The 16403-nt window shown below is 63.3% G+C and carries 22 protein-coding genes, 1 other RNA gene and 1 pseudogene; 10 read left to right on the forward strand and 14 right to left on the reverse strand.

Annotation, left to right across the window (positions count from 1 at the left end):
* Positions 1-102: 102 nt before the first annotated feature.
* The 4 genes from rplI to EO156_RS18555 all read right to left on the reverse strand — a co-directional run bounded on the left by rplI (position 103) and on the right by EO156_RS18555 (position 2115).
* Positions 103-552, reverse strand: a complete 450-nt coding sequence (gene rplI / locus EO156_RS18540; RefSeq protein WP_003485864.1) for a 50S ribosomal protein L9 — start codon at positions 550-552, stop codon at positions 103-105.
* 187 nt (positions 553-739) lie between these two features.
* The gene (gene rpsR, locus EO156_RS18545; RefSeq protein ID WP_002804494.1) at positions 740-970 is read right to left on the reverse strand and encodes a 30S ribosomal protein S18; all 231 of its coding nucleotides are present in this window, start codon (positions 968-970) and stop codon (positions 740-742) included.
* 11 nt (positions 971-981) lie between these two features.
* Positions 982-1413 carry a 30S ribosomal protein S6 gene (gene rpsF, locus EO156_RS18550; RefSeq protein ID WP_003485869.1) on the reverse strand — a complete coding sequence of 144 codons (432 nt, stop codon included), beginning with the start codon at positions 1411-1413 and terminating at the stop codon, positions 982-984.
* A gap of 363 nt (positions 1414-1776) precedes the next feature.
* The gene (locus tag EO156_RS18555) at positions 1777-2115 is read right to left on the reverse strand and encodes an iron-sulfur cluster assembly accessory protein (protein ID WP_003485871.1); all 339 of its coding nucleotides are present in this window, start codon (positions 2113-2115) and stop codon (positions 1777-1779) included.
* 204 nt (positions 2116-2319) lie between these two features.
* Here EO156_RS18555 and asnS point away from each other — a divergent pair, with 204 nt between their 5' ends.
* Genes asnS through EO156_RS18585 form a run of 5 tightly spaced genes read left to right on the forward strand, consistent with a single transcriptional unit; the run spans position 2320 to position 5235 of the window.
* Positions 2320-3714, forward strand: a complete 1395-nt coding sequence (asnS, locus tag EO156_RS18565; RefSeq protein WP_016851330.1) for an asparagine--tRNA ligase — start codon at positions 2320-2322, stop codon at positions 3712-3714.
* Between the two features lies 1 nt (position 3715).
* A complete protein-coding gene (locus tag EO156_RS18570) occupies positions 3716-3973 on the forward strand; it encodes a hypothetical protein (protein ID WP_016851329.1) in 258 nt (85 codons plus the stop codon).
* Positions 3970-4275, forward strand: a complete 306-nt coding sequence (locus EO156_RS18575; protein WP_003485878.1) for a hypothetical protein — start codon at positions 3970-3972, stop codon at positions 4273-4275. The genes EO156_RS18570 and EO156_RS18575 overlap by 4 nt, the downstream gene beginning before the upstream one ends.
* On the forward strand, positions 4272-4598 hold the full coding sequence (locus EO156_RS18580) for a hypothetical protein (protein WP_003485881.1): 327 nt from the start codon (positions 4272-4274) through the stop codon (positions 4596-4598). Before EO156_RS18575 ends, EO156_RS18580 begins: the two co-directional genes overlap by 4 nt.
* A 1-nt stretch (position 4599) precedes the next feature.
* Entirely contained in the window at positions 4600-5235 is a 636-nt protein-coding gene (locus EO156_RS18585; RefSeq protein WP_026007276.1) for an FMN-binding negative transcriptional regulator, read from the forward strand.
* 136 nt (positions 5236-5371) lie between these two features.
* Here the strand turns inward: EO156_RS18585 and EO156_RS18590 are convergent, their stop codons facing one another.
* On the reverse strand, positions 5372-6061 hold the full coding sequence (locus EO156_RS18590) for a hypothetical protein (protein ID WP_026007275.1): 690 nt from the start codon (positions 6059-6061) through the stop codon (positions 5372-5374).
* A gap of 73 nt (positions 6062-6134) precedes the next feature.
* Here EO156_RS18590 and EO156_RS18595 point away from each other — a divergent pair.
* Positions 6135-6206: non-coding RNA, sX9 sRNA (locus EO156_RS18595), on the forward strand.
* 57 nt (positions 6207-6263) lie between these two features.
* On the opposite strand, the gene EO156_RS18600 is transcribed toward EO156_RS18595, so the two are convergent.
* The 4 genes from EO156_RS18600 to EO156_RS18615 form a co-directional block, all read right to left on the reverse strand.
* Positions 6264-6833 carry a ribosome-inactivating family protein gene (locus tag EO156_RS18600; protein WP_026007274.1) on the reverse strand — a complete coding sequence of 190 codons (570 nt, stop codon included), beginning with the start codon at positions 6831-6833 and terminating at the stop codon, positions 6264-6266.
* A gap of 281 nt (positions 6834-7114) precedes the next feature.
* Positions 7115-7828 (reverse strand): response regulator transcription factor, encoded by a 714-nt coding sequence (locus tag EO156_RS18605; protein ID WP_050595545.1) that lies wholly within the window; start codon positions 7826-7828, stop codon positions 7115-7117.
* 372 nt (positions 7829-8200) lie between these two features.
* Positions 8201-9070 (reverse strand): hypothetical protein, encoded by an 870-nt coding sequence (locus tag EO156_RS18610; RefSeq protein ID WP_026007273.1) that lies wholly within the window; start codon positions 9068-9070, stop codon positions 8201-8203.
* Positions 9071-9238: 168 nt separating this feature from the next.
* Positions 9239-9949 (reverse strand): hypothetical protein, encoded by a 711-nt coding sequence (locus tag EO156_RS18615; RefSeq protein ID WP_026007272.1) that lies wholly within the window; start codon positions 9947-9949, stop codon positions 9239-9241.
* 52 nt (positions 9950-10001) lie between these two features.
* On the opposite strand from EO156_RS18615, the pseudogene EO156_RS18620 reads away from it, so the two are divergent.
* A pseudogene (locus EO156_RS18620) lies at positions 10002-10190 on the forward strand (hypothetical protein); the annotation flags it as partial.
* 11 nt (positions 10191-10201) lie between these two features.
* Here EO156_RS18620 and EO156_RS18625 read toward each other — a convergent pair.
* From EO156_RS18625 to EO156_RS18645, 5 genes are read right to left on the reverse strand one after another with little or no spacing between them, the layout of a single operon-like run.
* Positions 10202-10675 (reverse strand): hypothetical protein, encoded by a 474-nt coding sequence (locus tag EO156_RS18625; protein WP_005919749.1) that lies wholly within the window; start codon positions 10673-10675, stop codon positions 10202-10204.
* Complete coding sequence (locus tag EO156_RS18630) at positions 10676-10936, reverse strand: hypothetical protein (protein WP_005913847.1); 261 nt, start codon at positions 10934-10936, stop codon at positions 10676-10678. It abuts the gene before it with no gap.
* 47 nt (positions 10937-10983) lie between these two features.
* Entirely contained in the window at positions 10984-11601 is a 618-nt protein-coding gene (locus EO156_RS18635) for a DUF2589 domain-containing protein (RefSeq protein WP_003485902.1), read from the reverse strand.
* Between the two features lie 51 nt (positions 11602-11652).
* Positions 11653-12183 (reverse strand): DUF2589 domain-containing protein, encoded by a 531-nt coding sequence (locus EO156_RS18640; protein WP_007966280.1) that lies wholly within the window; start codon positions 12181-12183, stop codon positions 11653-11655.
* A 42-nt stretch (positions 12184-12225) separates the two neighbouring features.
* A complete protein-coding gene (locus EO156_RS18645; RefSeq protein WP_003485906.1) occupies positions 12226-12762 on the reverse strand; it encodes an N-acetylmuramidase in 537 nt (178 codons plus the stop codon).
* A gap of 155 nt (positions 12763-12917) precedes the next feature.
* On the opposite strand from EO156_RS18645, the gene can reads away from it, so the two are divergent.
* From can to EO156_RS18660, 3 genes are all read left to right on the forward strand, one after another.
* Entirely contained in the window at positions 12918-13580 is a 663-nt protein-coding gene (gene can, locus EO156_RS18650) for a carbonate dehydratase (protein ID WP_011051025.1), read from the forward strand.
* A gap of 85 nt (positions 13581-13665) precedes the next feature.
* A complete protein-coding gene (locus EO156_RS18655) occupies positions 13666-14196 on the forward strand; it encodes a 3-hydroxyanthranilate 3,4-dioxygenase (protein WP_003485910.1) in 531 nt (176 codons plus the stop codon).
* Positions 14197-14259: 63 nt separating this feature from the next.
* Positions 14260-16389 (forward strand): FUSC family protein, encoded by a 2130-nt coding sequence (locus EO156_RS18660; RefSeq protein WP_033482733.1) that lies wholly within the window; start codon positions 14260-14262, stop codon positions 16387-16389.
* The last annotated feature ends 14 nt before the right edge of the window (positions 16390-16403 follow it).

Consider the following 16403-nt stretch of genomic DNA (forward strand, 5'->3'; position numbering starts at 1 on the left):
AATGGGGCATGAGTATAACGGGCATGCCAGCGCTGGCGGCGGCGCCCCAAAAAACGAAGGGCGCCTAACAAGGCGCCCTTCGGGTGACACATATGGCCTGGATCAGGCGTCGGATTCGACGATGACCTTGACCGTGGTTTCCACATCCGCGTGCAGGTGCAGCACAACGTCGTATTCGCCGACATTGCGGAATGCGCCTTCGCCCAGGATTACTTCGCTCTTTTCCAGCGGCAGGCCGGCGGCGGTGAACGCCTCGGCGATATCGCGCGGGCCAACCGAGCCGTACAGCTTGCCTTCGGTCGACGCATGCGCGCCGATGGTGACGCTGGCGCCTTCGAACTTGGTGGCGCGGCTCTGTGCCTCGGCCAGGATGCTGTTGGCCTTGGCTTCGTACTCGGCGCGCTTGGTTTCGAACGCTTCAACGTTGGCAGCGGTGGCCGGCACGGCCTTGCCCTGCGGCACGAGGAAGTTGCGGCCGTAACCCGGCTTGACGCTGACCTTGTCGCCCAGGTTGCCCAGGTTGGTCACTTTCTGCAGAAGAATCAGATCCATGGTGGTACTCCGTTATTCGTTAGCGCCGGCATGTGGCGGGCGCAACGGGTGCTGTCCGAAAAGACGGGATTCGGGAATCGGGATTCGGGAATCGTAAAAGCACGATTAACACCGCATCTCGAATGACCGGCCTTTATATTTTTAATTACCCGCACATGGATGTGCGGGCTCTTCCGAGGGACTCGGATTAAACGTCGTGGTTGTCCGTGTACGGGATCAGCGCCAGGAAACGAGCGCGCTTGACGGCCGTGGCCAGCTGGCGCTGGTACTTGGACTTGGTACCGGTCACGCGGCTCGGCACGATCTTGCCGTTCTCGGTGAGGTACTGACGCAGGGTGTTGAGATCCTTGTAGTCGATCTCTTTGACGCCCTCGGCGGTGAACTTACAGAACTTGCGGCGACGGAAGAACTTGGACATGTCAGCGCTCCTTAAGCGGCTTCGGCGTTGTCGCCGTCGTTATCGTTGGCGGCGGGCGCTTCGCCCTCTTCGTCGTCACGACGACGACGCTCGCTACGCTCGGGCTTGTCGCCCTTCTCGTCCTTGCTCTTCATGATCAGCGACTGCTCGGTGTCGGCGCCATCGCGCTTGACGACCAGGTGACGCAGCACCGCATCGTTGAAGCGAAAGCTTTCCACCAGCTCGCTCAGCACGGCCTGGTCGACTTCGATATTGAGCAGCACGTAGTGCGCCTTCACCAGGTTCTGGATCGGGTAGGCCAACTGACGACGGCCCCAGTCTTCCAGACGGTGGATGGTGCCGTTACCGCCCTCGATCAGCGACTTGTAGCGCTCGATCATGGCCGGGACCTGCTCGCTCTGGTCCGGATGGACCAGGAACACGACTTCGTAATGACGACTCATGTTGTTTTACCTTTCGGATGTGGCCACGTGGGCCGGACAGCTCCCCGGTGGTCCGCGCAAGCGGCCGGTGGAGCAAGGGTTCCCCACCCGGAATCGGGCAGGAAGCAGGAAAGTATGGCAGTTCAGGGGCTTAGCTGCAACTCGCTGGGCAATGAGGCAGCAAACAGCTGGCAGTTACCGCTTAGAGTCCCTTTCCCGCCGAGAGAGAGGGGTTGGGGTGAGGGTGCGGAGCAAATCGATGGAGCAGTCGGCGATTCACCCTGGGCGGCGCGTAGCGACGCGCTTGTCAGTACATGCGTTGGCAGATCTCCGAGGCGCACCCTCATCCGCCCTTCGGGCACCTTCTCCCGAGGGGAGAAGGAATCACCGGTGCTCGTCAGCGGTGGTAAAACTCTCGCCGCAGCCGCATTCGGCGGTCGCGTTGGGATTGCTGAAGGTGAAGGTCTCGCTCAGGCCGTGCTTGCCGAAGTCGATGCAGGTGCCATCCACCAGCGGCAGGCTGGCGGGGTCGACAAAGATGCGCACCCCGTCTTGCTCGAAGACCGCGTCGTCGTCACGCGCCTCGCGTGCCAGGTCGGTGACATGGCCCCAGCCGGAACAACCGGTCTTGGTGACGCCAAAGCGCAGACCCAACGCACCCGGGGTCTGCTGCACGAAACGCTGCACGCGCTCCAGCGCGGCGGGGGTGAGGCTGACGGCCATGGAGGCACTCCGAAACAGTGGTGGCAAGTATAGCGAGGCCGCAACAACCAGGCAGAACGCGGAGCTGCGGCATCCGCGATAGATGGGGGCAGTACGCGCCTGCGACAAGCACAGCGCTCGGCAAGCTGTTCAGATGCTCGCGCCGGCGCGGCCGCAGCCAGTAAACTCGCAGGCCATTCAAGGTCGCTACGGCGAGGAACAGTCATGACGGTGGTCAGCGTTGAACATGCGCTTGCGGGAAAGCTCCCGGAAGGCGGCGAAGTCACGGTACGGGGGTGGGTGCGCACCTTGCGCGGATCTGCCGGACTGGCCTTCATCAACGTGACCGACGGCTCGTGCTTTGCTCCGATCCAGGTGGTGGCCAACGACGCGCTGCCCAATTTCGACGAGATCAAGCGCCTGACCAGCGGCTGCTCGCTGATCGCCAAGGGCGTGCTGGTGAAATCGCAGGGCAAGGGTCAATCGTTCGAGATCCAGGCCAGTGGCGTGGACATCGTCGGCTGGGTCGAAGACCCGCTGACCTACCCGATCCAGCCCAAGCCGATGACGCCGGAATTCCTGCGCGAAGTGGCGCACCTGCGTCCGCGCACCAACCTGTTCGGTGCGGTGACCCGCATCCGCAACTGCCTGGCGCAGGCCGTGCACCGCTTCTTCCACCAGAACGGCTTCAACTGGATCAGCACACCGATCATCACCACCTCCGATGCCGAAGGCGCCGGGCAGATGTTTCGCGTCTCCACGCTGGACATGGTCAACCTTCCACGCGATGCCAGCGGCGCAGTGGATTTCAGCCGCGATTTCTTCGGCAAGGAAACCTTTCTGACCGTGTCCGGCCAGCTCAATGTGGAGGCGTATTGCCTGGCGCTGAGCAAGGTCTACACCTTCGGCCCGACCTTCCGCGCTGAAAACAGCCATACCACGCGCCATCTCGCCGAGTTCTGGATGATCGAGCCGGAAATCGCCTTCGCCGATCTGGCCGAAGACGCACGCCTGGCCGAGCAGTTCCTCAAATACCTGTTCCGCGCGGTGCTCGATGAGCGTGGCGACGACCTGGCGTTCCTGGCCGAGCGCGTGGACAAGAACGCGATCGCCAAGCTCGAAGCGTTCATCAATGCACCGTTCGAGCAGATCGACTACACCGACGCAGTGAAGCTGCTGCAGAACTCCGGCAAGAAATTCGATTTCCCGGTGGAATGGGGCCTGGACCTGCAGACCGAGCACGAACGCTGGCTGACCGAAGAACACATCGGCCGCCCGGTGGTGGTGACCAACTATCCCGAGCACATCAAGGCGTTCTACATGCGCTTGAACGATGACGGCAAGACCGTCGCGGCGATGGACGTGCTGGCGCCGGGCATTGGCGAAATCATCGGCGGCAGCCAGCGCGAAGAGCGCCTGGATGTGCTCGACGCGCGCATGGCGCAGTTCGGCCTGGATAAGGAGCACTACAGCTGGTACCGCGATTTCCGTCGCTACGGTTCGGTGCCGCATGCCGGCTTCGGCCTGGGCTTCGAGCGGCTGGTGGTGTACGTGTGCGGGCTGAGCAACATCCGCGACGCGATCCCCTACCCGCGTGCGCCTGGCAGCGCGGAGTTCTGAGGTGAGCTTGCTGGCCGCCGCCCCCCTGCTGCAATCGCTGGCCTTCTGGCTTGCGGCGATCATGACCGGGCTGACGGCGGTACGTAGCGTGTTGCTGACGCGGCTGGCATCGCGCCAACTAGAGCCGCAACGCCGGTGGCAGACCGACACCGCGCGTGCCGCAACCCGGCATGCCACGGTTCCAATGCATTGGTCCTTCGCAGCGTTGGTCATCGGCGCGGCACTCCCCAAACGCGCACTACTGCTGGCGGCCACATGACGCTGTTCTTCGCACTGTGTTTTGTCGGTGTCGCCGTCGCCGGGTTGACCGCACTGCTGATCTTCTGGCCGCTGACCCTGGTGCACATGCGCGACCGCCATCCGGATGCGTTGGCCAGCTTCGGCGACCCGGCCTTCATCAGTCCCGTGGCGTTGCGCTGGCTGCTGGCGCGGGGTTACCGAAGCTACCGCGACAGCGCGCTGTCCGGTCTGGCCACACCCGCCTGGCTTTCGCTGCTCACCATCTTTTTCGGCCTGGGCATGGCGGCCCTGCTCGGCCTGCTTTCCAAGGTAATGCAATGACCAGTTACGAAGACACACTGCAGGGCACCCACGACTCCTGGTGGCTGGCCACGATCGGCCGCACGCTGATCTGGGCGCGCTTGCGCATCAATGAAGCCGGCACCGCCGAGGTGCTGGACAGCGACGGCAAGACGCTGCCCTACGACAGCGAAGACAGCGCACGCGCGGCCTTGTTCGATGCCGAATTCGTGGCGCTGGACGGGCTGGACGAAGAAGACGCGCTCATCCGCGGCTTTTCGCTGCATGAAGTCTCGCCACCCCAAGGTAACGACGATGCCGAGCTGCGCGCGCGCATGGTCGTGAACATGGGTGGCCGCGCCTGACATGTACGCCCCACGCGCATTTGCGCAGACCGATCTGGCCTTGCTGGACTGGCTGTTCGCGCGCGATGCGTTCGTCACCCTGATCAGCCAGCGCGAGGACGGGCAGTTGGCGATCTCGCACCTGCCGGTGCTGTATCAGCGCGATGGCCAGGATGTCGTGATCGAGGGCCATTGGGCACGCCCCAATCCGCAGGCGCGCGCTCCTGGCGATGCGGTAATGGTGTTGCAGGGCCCGCATGCCTATGTCTCGCCCACCTGGTACCTGGACAAGGACGCGGCTGCGCGCGTGCCCACCTGGAACTACGCTGTCGCGCACCTGCATGGACGCTGCAGCCAGGTGAGCGATGAGGAGGCGCTGGGCAGTTTGATCGCGCGCATGAGCGCGCACTTCGAGCGGCGCGTGGACAGCGATTGGCAGTTCGAAATGGAGCGCGACAGTCATCGCCGACAATTGCGCGGCCTGGTCGGCTTCCGCTTCGTTCCAAGCCGCATCGAGCTCACCTTCAAACTGAGCCAGAACCACCCGGCGGGCAATCAACGCAGTGTCGCCCAGTTCCTGACGCAGCAAGCCGACCAAGACGCGCACGCGATCGCAGCATTGATGCAGGCGGCATTGAATGCCGAAACCAGGCGCTGAGAAGCCGCAGGCGCATTGTCGGACGCGTGTCACAGATAGACGGACACATCGGCCAGGCCGACGGCCGACACCTGCAACGACCTGCGCACAGGTCATTGCAGCACCCTACTTCACCGGGGATCGCCCTTCGCCGTGCTCAGAGCATGATCAGCAGATGGGGGCCGTATAACTCGTCGTCGCGCCAGCTCTGCTCGTCCATGCCTGCTTCGTGCGGTGCAAGCCGATAGCGCGCCGGGTCGGCGCCCAAATTGCGGCGTGCAACCAATGCCTCTGGCCTGGCCCAGGGCTTATAGTGATTGGGAGAGATAAAGAAACGCGTGTTGAGATAGTCGAAGATCAATCGTACGTTGCTACATCCCTCCAGTACCACGGTGTATTCCACATAACCAGTCAGCACGCCGCTGATGCCCGAGCGTTGGCGTTGCCGGTTTTGCACATCCGCCTTGCTCCGCTGCACGATATAGTCGTGATAACGCCCGGCACGGCCTGTCGGTGCGACGGGATAATCGAGCACCGGAAGATAGCGGCGGCCATTGTCGTTATTTTGGTGCACATCGCGCATGGAACCGTGCACATTTTCGCCGTGCCTGGATTCAGGCACTGCATCGTAGACACCCGCTGAGCGGAAGATGGTGGCGACCAGTGTTTTCAGCGGTTCCGCCAGCGCAATCGCCGGCACCTGATAGATCGGCCGCACGACCGCCATGCCGGAAAGTGGCTGCAGTAGCTTGCCGGTCTGGTCACGTTCGAGCATTTGCTCCAGCGATTGAATCAACTCCAGATTGCCGCCTTGCCCGCCGGCAGCGGCATCTTCGGACATACCCATAGCTTTCTCCTTGGAGCAGCCAACAGAGCGACTGCGCACCGCCATGCGGGCGCGATCGGCACTCGGAATCGGCATGTACCCCGTGTACTCCGGCTCTGAGCGCCATCCACGCCGCCTAGCGGCTGCTCGCGACGTTTTGTTAGCGGCTCTTGATGCGCAACGGCGTCTGCCGCCGTTGCGGTTTGATGGACGTGATAACGCACTACCCCAGGTCGCTAATGGTCTTTTCGATGCCTTTATCGCCGGTGTACTTCGTGGATTTGACGTAGTCGATGTAGTCCTGCAACTGCAGCGGCAGCAACGCGTCTGCAGTGCGATTTTCGCGCTTGAACGTGAGCGTGTGGTCGTACATGTTCATCAACACACGATAGCGCTCCAAGTCGACGTACTCGTGCGCGATGGCTGCCTGCATCGCCTGTTCGATCGGCTCGGAACGCGCGGCCTCGCAGATCAGACACACCACGACGCTCAACCGTTCGTTCATGGCGGTCTTGCCTTCGCCGCCTTTGGACAACGCGGCAGCCAAGTCGACGCTTGTGACACTCGGAAATTTACCCGTGTGTTGATACTTGCTCAGATCGTACTTCCGATCTTTGAGAGCATAGGCGTTCAACTCGAAGTTGGGATATTTGAGAAAGTAGCGTGAGACTTCTTCGTGTGCTTCGCCAGGCACGTAGGACACCTCGATAGACTGCGCATTCGCATTGGCGTCCCGTATATCTTTCAGCGCCTTGGCATAGCTCTCCGCTTCAAGTTTCAACGTGGTTCTCATGAAAATCTCCTGTCAATGATGGTGCGTCGCTGGTTGCGCCGCCTGCGCCAATGGACGCAACACCAGTGTGCGAATCGCACCCATCACCGGGTATCGGTCAAGACCGCAGATCGGGACCGGTTAGAAACGGAGCAGGCTCTGCATGCGCTAGCGTTGTACACGCTGTGGCGGCGGTGTACCGGCCACCGGCGATGCTGATATGCGCAAGCCATCGCCTCGCACCTGAGTACATGCACCAGCGTCCATGCGGCCGGTGTGCCGCTGCGCGTAGCCAGGACGCCTCAGCCGGCACGGCGCATGTGCCGCGCTACGCATCCATCGGATGGCTCACCGCTACCGCCGATTGCTGCTTCAAGCGGAGAAAGGCCCTGCGCGATCGCATAACGGGTCAGCTGAGCGATGCTTTGGATATTGAGCTTCAACATACAGTTTTCGCTATGCGTCCCCACCGTTTTCACGCTCAGGTGCAAGCGGTTGGCGATCTGCCTGGTGGACAGGCCCTCCGAATAGAGCTGCACGATTTCGCGCTCGCGTGAGGTGAGTCGGGTGTACGCAGAATCGGCCTTGGCAGCACGACGCAGCCCGGCGATCAGCGAACGCGACATCTGCGGACTGATGTAGGTCTGATCCTGGATGACGCATTGAATTGCCCGCAGCAATTCGGCGAAGCGGCTGGTTCGCGCCAGATATGCTTTGGCGCCGGCTTCGAAGACTGCGCTGGCCTGCGTACAGGCATCGGACGGAGCTATACAGATTGCCCGGCTGTTGGGGCTGCGCTGCATCAAGCGCCGCGTCAGATCGATACCATTGAGGCCGGGCAGCAGAACATCCACCAGGACGATATCGGGCCGTTCTCTGGCGGCGATCTGAAGACATGCCAGCCCATCTTCCGCATGCCCTACCACTTCGATACCCGGAACCTTTTGTAGCAAAGCGACCATCCCTTCCACGAGGATGGTGCGATCGGCAGCGACGACGATACGTGTCTTCATCATACCCTCTGGTGCACGAATGGGGACCGCGAGTGCGCAGCGGCTTGCACGCGGCGCGCTGCAGCGAATCGGCAGATGCTCGGCAGGAGCACTTGAGCGAGCTTGTCACACGCTCACCTCCGGGCCATCGGTCTTGAACTGATTTGGCGAGCATCAGATGCCGGTATCGACAACGCTGCCGATGTCGCTGAGGCACCGTGACGGGTGCGCCTGCCTGAAGCGTGTTAGGCAATTTACGCCGATGCCGAAGCGAGCTATGCCGCACGACGCGAAGCGCGCTGCCACCTGATGCCCGCAGGCTGTGCCAAACCGCACCCTACGGACGGGCAGAAAAAAAAAGGCGCGCGCGTCTGAGCGCAGCTCATGGGCGAAAGATCAGGAATCGTCTGACATCATCTGCCTGGCAAGGCCGGTCAGTTGCTGGCGCACCTGATCCAGACGCGGGTCCGCTTGCATCTCGCGCTGCAGGTCCAGCAGACCTGCGGCAAGTTCGCCACGCGCACGGATGCTTTCGGATTCGGCCGACGCACGCTGCGACTGGATCGCGGCAGCGGCCTGTTGGCCGGAATCGCCGCGCACGACCGTTTCCATGACCTCGACCATGCGTTGCAGCAGGCGATACACCGCGCTTGCCGAGAATCCGCCCATCATCGCCAATGCGGGCTTTCCGAATGCACCCAGACTGCTTTCAGCGAAGAGATTCTCCGGCAGCAACTCCACCAGGATCAGGCCAGCGATGAGACCGAGGATCATACGCGCGGCATAGGAGGAATCGAAGCGCGGATCGTATGTTGCGTCGGCAACGTAACGATGGGCTTGGAACAACGCGGAAAACGCTGCACCGAGTCCGGCGCAGGCCAGGATGAACATCACATTCCAGCCCAGCGTGCTTCCTGAGGAATCCAGGAAGCCCAGCGTGATGTTGCGCTCGTTCACCAGGCTGGACATCGCCAGCCCGACCACTGAGGCCAGGCAACCGACCGAGGTCAAGGTCAAGGTGCGGATCAACGGAATCGGCCCGAGCCAGCGCAACCAACCACCGCGCAGGCGCTCGCGCTCGATCAGCACCACCGCCTGCGGCGTTGCCGGCTGGATCGCACGCACCAGCTGCCGGTGCAGACCGGCCAATTCGCGCGCACCGGATTCGCCGTGCAAGGAGGCGCCAGGCATCACGCGCAGCTCTGCCAGCCGGCCAGGCAAATCGGGAGACATTGCCAGCCCTTGCTTCAGTGCGTAGGAGACCATCGCCCGGCATTCGAGCTCCAGTTGTTCGAGCACGCTGGAAAATGCCGGCCCGCCCAATTCCGCCGGCGGGACGGGCTGGGCCACTGCGCGTCGCCGTAGGCCGGCGCGCCTACTGGCTCGCTTCCACATAGATGACGTCCTGACTGGCAGACACGCAGCGACGACACCTCACGGCATCCGCTCGAACAGTGCGGTCTCTCGCTGACCTTTCAACAGCAGTGCAAGCTCGGCACTGCCATCAGCACGAACCTGCAGACTGGCCTGGGCATCGCTGAGCTGACGGCAATAGCCTCTATCGTTGGCCACGACCCAGGCATTCAACGCACCTGCTGCACGCCCGGCATAGCGCAATTCCACTTGGCAGTCCCGTGGGGCACCGTAACGCAGGCGACCGAGCACGTCTCCCGGACGGACGGTGGTCGCCACGATCTCCAGCTGCGCGGACATCAAGCCCGCCGCGCGCCAGCGCCCGGCTTCGGCCAATCCAGCACTGCTCTGATTCAGGGCAACGACCAACGGCGAGGCGCCGCCAGGCAAGGTGAGCTGCATCCCAGGCGCCCCACTATCCGCCATCTGGAGTTGGGCAACCCCACCGGTCAGCGCCTCGCAGAACTTGCCGCCATTGCGCGACAGCAACGCGTACCCATCCGGCTGCGCGCGTAACTCGAGCGCGCAATTGTAGGGAGGCCCGAATCGCAGATCGGCCACCTGGGTGCCCTCGACTCCAGCCGCACGCGCGCTCAGACGGACGTAGACCGGGCCGGTACTGCCGCTGGCGGACAGGATACCGCGCCAGTCACCAGCCGGAATCCCGCCAGCGGGAGCCGCCTGCGCTGCAGTCAGCGATAAACACAAGGCAAGTGCGGAGGTGATGCGCAAAATGCGATGACGATAGCGATGTTGACCAGCCATGAAAACGCTCCGATAAGAAATTGGAAATAGTGGAAAGATCGATCCCGCTGCCGCTCAGCACAGCGAACGCAGCGATCACCAGAACAACAACCAAGCAGATGATGGAGATGGATCGCAGCTTGCGCCGGGACTGCCGACAGAGATCTGCATGCAAGGTGGCCACATCGGTTCCCAGCCGCTCGGCGACCGCACGGGCATCGGCGTCCGACAGCAGCAGCCTCATCGCAGTTCTCCTGGATCGGATAGTGGCACGTCCATGAACGGATGCAGTATCCACTCCTTCAACGCGACACCATCGAACCAAAGCACGCCACGCGGACGCTCGGTTCCTTGATAGCTGATCTTCAGCGTATGCCCAGGCGTACGGCCATCTGGAGGCGCAAGACGCAATGCCAACCCGGGAGCACCATCGGTCCGCGTGACCGGCTCTATCTGCACTTGCAGCGTCAACGAAAACTCGCTGATTTGCTGCAGCCCCAGCGCACGCAATTGGCAGACAGGAATGGAAAACAGGGGTGCCGTTTCGGCCTGCGCCGTTTGCTCACCATCCACGCAATGCACCCACATGTCGCATGCGGCCGCCGCGGCATTTACAACTGCAGCGTGCCGCTGGCGGCACCGCTGTTGCGCGCGTCGGACGGCCTGGTCGAGCAGCTCCACGAAGGCGTCGAGGCAATAGCTTGCACGTGCCATCTATGCCTCCGTCAGCCAGACCGGCTTGCGCTTGAACCCGACGTGGTAGCACAACCATTGCAGCACGACCTGGTGCTCGCCCAACTGCAGGATATTGAAGCTCTTCTCGATCCCGAGAATCGCCCCCTTGGGCGCTTCGCCGAGGCATCGATTGAGCAACTGCTGCGCAGCTTCGACCTGCTCGGCAGTCTGCATTTTCGCCGGATTGTCGCTGCCGACGACGATGCGCTTGATGTAACTGACTTCTGACAAATCAATCATCGGCAACGACTCGGGTGAGGGAAAAGTACGGGACGCAACAGCGACGCTTACGGCACCGGCACAGGCGCGGTGACTTTGCGTGGGGCCGCAGCGGTCTGCAAGATGTCGAGCACACGCGACAGGCCTTCGGGCGTGCCGCGATCTTCGGCGTGCAGCGCGACGTGATACTTGGCCGAGTTATCCGAAGAGCGGGTATTTTCCTTATGACTTGACACAGAGCCCTGCACGTTGACCTTGGCCTTGAAGACGCCCCAGCCGACGCTGGCCTCCAGATCCACCTTGAGGCTCTTGTCTTCGGCTTCCTTTTCCGAGAACGAGGATTTGACTTCCATATCGAAGGTCACGTCCACGGTCTGAATGCTCAGGTTGGGTACGTTGACAAGGGTCAACAACGGTACAACGATCTCGACTTCCTCCTCAGCCATCCCGGTACCGCTAGGGTCCTCGACCGGGCGCTTGAATTTGAACTGCGCGGTGCGCGTGCCGCCGTTCCCGTTGGGGTCGGCAGGGTCGGTCGGCGGCAGAAAGCCGATGACCTTGATGAAGTCGGCGGTGGCCCGTGCCAGCATGACCTGCGCATCGCAGGCTGCACGCAACGGGGCGCCGATCAGGTCTGCCATCGGCAGGCCCTTGAATTGGTCGGACATGTTGACGATATCGCTCATGGTGTTCTCCTGAAGAGTGGTTGTTTATGAAGAAAACGATGACGGCGGGAGCTACTCTCCCTTGACCGTTTTGAACACACCTTGCGACTGCGCAAGGCGATTGATGAGACGTGCCACGCCCTCGGTCGGCTCGCTGCCTTCCACCCGCAACACGACGTGCACTGCACTGTTTCGCGCATTTTTTGCATTGGAGCCGAGGTCGATGCCGATCTGGCCTGGCAGCGCCGGCGGCTTGGGATGCCAGTCTTCGACGACCGCCGGAACCGCCAACGCGTCCGGCACGACCGCCTCGTCCAGCTCGCTGAGTTCGCCCAGTTGTGCATCGAAACTGATCTCTACATCCTTGATCCGCAGGACGTTGGACGACACCAGCGGCAACAGCGGTGCCCGATACAGGTCTTCGTCGTTCTCACCCGCCTCCGGGTGCTGCGACGGCAAGCGGATCAGGACGCTTCTGGGACGGTTGTCTTCGTCGAAGAACGCACCCAGGTTGGCCATCTGGTGTTGCTCGATCCGGTCCTGGGCGTCGATGACCGCGCCGGCCAGTGCTTCGATCAGATCATTGAGGGATATCTGCGCCATGTCGGGCTCGTCAGTCGGAAGTGTCGCTGGGCCGTTATCGGCTCAGACCGAGTCGGGAAAGGAATCCACGCGCGCCAGCCAGCCCTTCAGGAACTTGCCAAGCGGCGGTCGCGCGGCGACGAGCCTGTGGTAATAGTCCTTGCGGCCTGCCTTGTAGCGTGCATACAGGTCCTGCTGGTTGCTGGATGCAAGCGCCGCGAAGGTGGCCGGCCCCATGCGGCCGTCCGCGACCAACGTGCCGCCGGTCTGGCTGTTGAGCACGGTCTGCAGCAGTTTGATGGCGTTGTTGCCGGCGTTGACGTAGAAGTCGAACACGATGTTGGCTAACGGCTGCAGCGCGATTTGATCGGCGCGCAGCCGGTCCCAGTACTGCGCCTTGTAGATGACCCCAGCCTGGGCGTCGGTCAACGCACGCAGGTTCGCCAGACTTGGCTCGATGCCCAGCAGGTCCTGCGCGCAGGCCTTGAAGGTCAGCAGGGTGATGCCCTTGTTGGTGGCTCCGCCCGGATCGACGGGATCGTTGACGAAACCGCCTTCGTGTTTGAGCAAGGTCGGAAAGAACGCGTTGAAGTCGGCCATCGGCGCCACCTGTTGAGTTGATCGGTGGCGCCAGTTTCCCCAGGGGTGCGCTGGCCGGACATCGGTCGTTCGCCGAGACTGGGAAGCCTGAAAGCTGATTCATCCTGGGCGCTCATCGAAGCCGCCACGACCACATTTTCTGGAATACTGCGCGCATGAACGAGCTTAACCACTTGCTTGAAAACAACCGCGCCTGGTCCGAGCGTATCCGCCGCGAGGATCCGGAATTCTTTTCCAAACTCTCGACTCAACAGACGCCGGAATATCTGTGGATCGGCTGCTCCGATTCGCGCGTGCCGGCCAACCAGATCATCGACATGGCGCCGGGCGAAGTGTTCGTGCACCGGAATATCGCCAACGTGGTGGTGCATACCGACCTGAATTGCCTGTCGGTGATCCAGTTCGCGGTGGATGTGCTCAAGGTCAAGCATGTGCTGGTGGTCGGCCATTACGGCTGCGGCGGCGTGTTCGCCAGCCTGACCCAGAAGCGCATGGGGCTGGTCGACAACTGGATCCGCCATGTCACCGACGTGGCCGACAAGCACGAAGCCTGCCTGCACAACGCGGGCGAACTGTCGGTGCAGCACGCGCGCCTGTGCGAGCTCAACGTGCTCGAACAAGTGGTCAACGTGTGCCGCACCACCATCGTGCATGACGCCTGGGAGCGTGGCCAGCAATTGAGCGTGCATGGCTGGGTATACAGCCTGCGCGATGGCCGCGCGCACGACCTGGGCATGTCGATCGACCGCCCCGAGCTGCTGCAGGAACGCTATGACGCAGCGCTGGCGCAGATCCAGGCCGATCAAACCGAGCGCTGAGCCGTACGCACACGTGGCCGGCCGCAGCGTCCATCGCACATCGGCGGCCGACTGAACCGGATATCTTCTTTGCCGAGAAACGTCGATGCTGACCCCGCCAATCAACCTGCACGCCTGGATCGAGGAACACCGCCACCTGCTCAAACCGCCGGTGGGCAACAAGTGCATCCAGCAGGATGGCTTCATCATCATGGTTGTCGGGGGACCGAACGCGCGCACCGACTATCACTACGACGAAGGCCCGGAGTGGTTCTTCCAGCTCGAGGGCGAAATGGTGTTGAAGGTGCAGGACGAGGGCGTGGCGCGCGACATCCCGATCCGTGCCGGCGAAGTCTTTCTGCTGCCACCCAAGGTACCGCATTCGCCGCAACGCGCGGACGGCTCGATCGGCCTGGTGATCGAACGCGAGCGCCTGCCCACCGAGCAGGACGGCCTGCAATGGTATTGCCCGCAGTGCAATCACAAGTTGTATGAAGCGATGTTTCCGCTGAAAAACATCGAAACCGACTTCCCGCCGGTGTTCGATCGCTTCTACCGCTCGCCCGCACTGCGCACCTGTTCGCAGTGCGGGCACCTGCATCCTGCGCCTGAGCGCTATGCCACGGTCGAGGGTTGACAACCTAACCGCACGCGATCGCGCGCAGCAGGTTTGGCGCTCGCATGCTCCGAAACCGGCACCATGCTGCGCGCACTGATCGACCTCAAACCACGCGATGTGCCCTTGCGCGTCGCGCTGCGCAACACCGCTGCAGTCGTCCTGCCGCTGGCGATCGGGGGGGCGACCGGGCAGGTTGCCGCCGGTTTGGCAGTGTGCAGCGGCGCGCTCAATACCATGTTCTCCGACCAGCCCGGGCCGTATCGTGCGCGTCTGCAACGCATGTTGATGGCAGCCCTGGCGGCCGGCCTGGCTGCCTTGCTCGGCATCTGGGTCGGGCACAATACGCCGGCGCTGGTAGTGGCCGGCCTGTTGCTCGGCCTGGGCGGCGGCTTGCTGGTGGCGCTCGGACCGGTGGCCGCGCGGGTGGGCCTGACCAGCATGATCCTGCTGGTCGTCAGCGCAGACATGCGGCTGCCGGTGCAGCAGGCACCCGGTGTGGCGGCGCTGATCTTCGCTGGCGGCCTGCTGCAGGTGGTGCTGGCGTTGGCGGCGTGGCCGCTGCAGAGTTATCGCCCGGAACGCTTTGCATTGGCAGAGCTGATGCGCCAGCTGGCCGGCAGCGCGCGGCAGCGCCCGGACGCCAGTGCGGCGCCGCCGGCGACGCAGGAAGTGCTCGACGCGATGGTGATGCTGCACGGCGAGCATCGCTCGCGCGCGATCGCGGTGCAGAGCTTTCGCATCATCGCCGAGCTGTGCGATCGCGTGCGGCTGGAGCTGCTGTCGTTGGCCGATGCCGAGACGCGCCTGACCGACTCGCAGGCGCGCCCGGCGATCGAACGCGTGCTCGAACGCAGCGCCATCGTGCTGGAACAGCTCGCGCACGCGATGACCATGGGCGAAGACCCGCAGGCAGCCAATGCCTCGATGACCGGGTTCGACGACCTGGTCGGGGCATTGGCACGGTTTCAGCACGACAATGCCGATACGCGCGAACGCCGCCTGGTGCGCGTCGCCGTCGCGCGCGCACAGGGCCTGGGCGGCCAGCTACGCGCGCTGATCCGCAACGCGCACTGGGCCAGCAGCCGTGGCGAAATCCAGGCGCAACTGGCCGAAGCGCGGCTGCCGTCGGTGCTGCGCCCGGCCGCGACCTGGGCCACGTTGCGCGCAAATCTGGACCTGTCGTCGGTCGCCTTCCGGCACGCGTTGCGTTGCGGCGTGTGCCTGGCGCTGGCCATCGCCTTCCAGCGCTGGCAGCAAATCCCGCACGGCTTCTGGATTCCGATGACCACCGCCATCGTGCTCAAACCGGATTTCGGCGGCACCTTCAGCTTTGGCGCGTTGCGCGTGGCCGGCACCTTCGTCGGCCTATTACTGGCCACCTTGCTCGCGCATCTGGCGATGGACGGCGCCAGCATCCGTATGGCCCTGCTGGCGCTGTTTTGCCTTGGGTTTCGGTTGCTGACGCAGGTGAACTACGGCATCGGCGTGGCGTTTTTGACCGGCATGCTGGTGCTGCTGCTGTCCTTCGAAGGCGTGGCACCGGGCGAAGCGGTCGGCGCGCGCCTGCAGGCGACCGTGGCCGGCAGCGCGCTGGCGCTGGTCGCCTATGCATTGTGGCCCACCCGCGAACGCCGGCAGATTCGCGCCTCGCTGGCGCAATTGCTCAGCGCATATCGCGACCATCTGCGCCATTTGCTGCTCGGCCAGATGGAGGGCCTGAGCGATACGCGTGCCGCCGCGCGTGTTGCACGCACCAATGCCCAGGCCTCGATCGAGCGTTTGCGTGGCGAACCGCGCAGCCGTCGCAATCTGCAGGAGCTCAAGCTGGCCGAATCGCTGCTGGCCAATGGCAACCGGCTGATCCGCGCCAGCCTGTTGCTGGAAGCGGTACTGCGAGATGGCCATCCGCTACCCACGCTGGACGCGTTGCCCAGCTTTGCGCAGCAGGCCGATGAGGCGCTGTCCGCGGTGATCGACGGCCTGCGCACTGGCGGCACCCCTGCCGCGGCTACCTTGCGCAACGCCGAGCGCCAGCTTTCCGATGCGTTGGCCGCATTGCCCGACAGTTCCCCAGCCACCGCCGCGCTGGCCGACACCATCGACCGCGTCACCGACAGCATCGGCACGCTCACCCACCTGCTGCGCCCTGCCCGACCGGCCTCGGCCGGCGCGCCGGCCGTGCATGACGGCGTGCACGATGCCGGCGGGTAAACTGCCGCCCTGAT

Source organism: Xanthomonas sp. DAR33341 (genome assembly GCF_003992815.1).
GTDB lineage: Bacteria > Pseudomonadota > Gammaproteobacteria > Xanthomonadales > Xanthomonadaceae > Xanthomonas > Xanthomonas cissicola.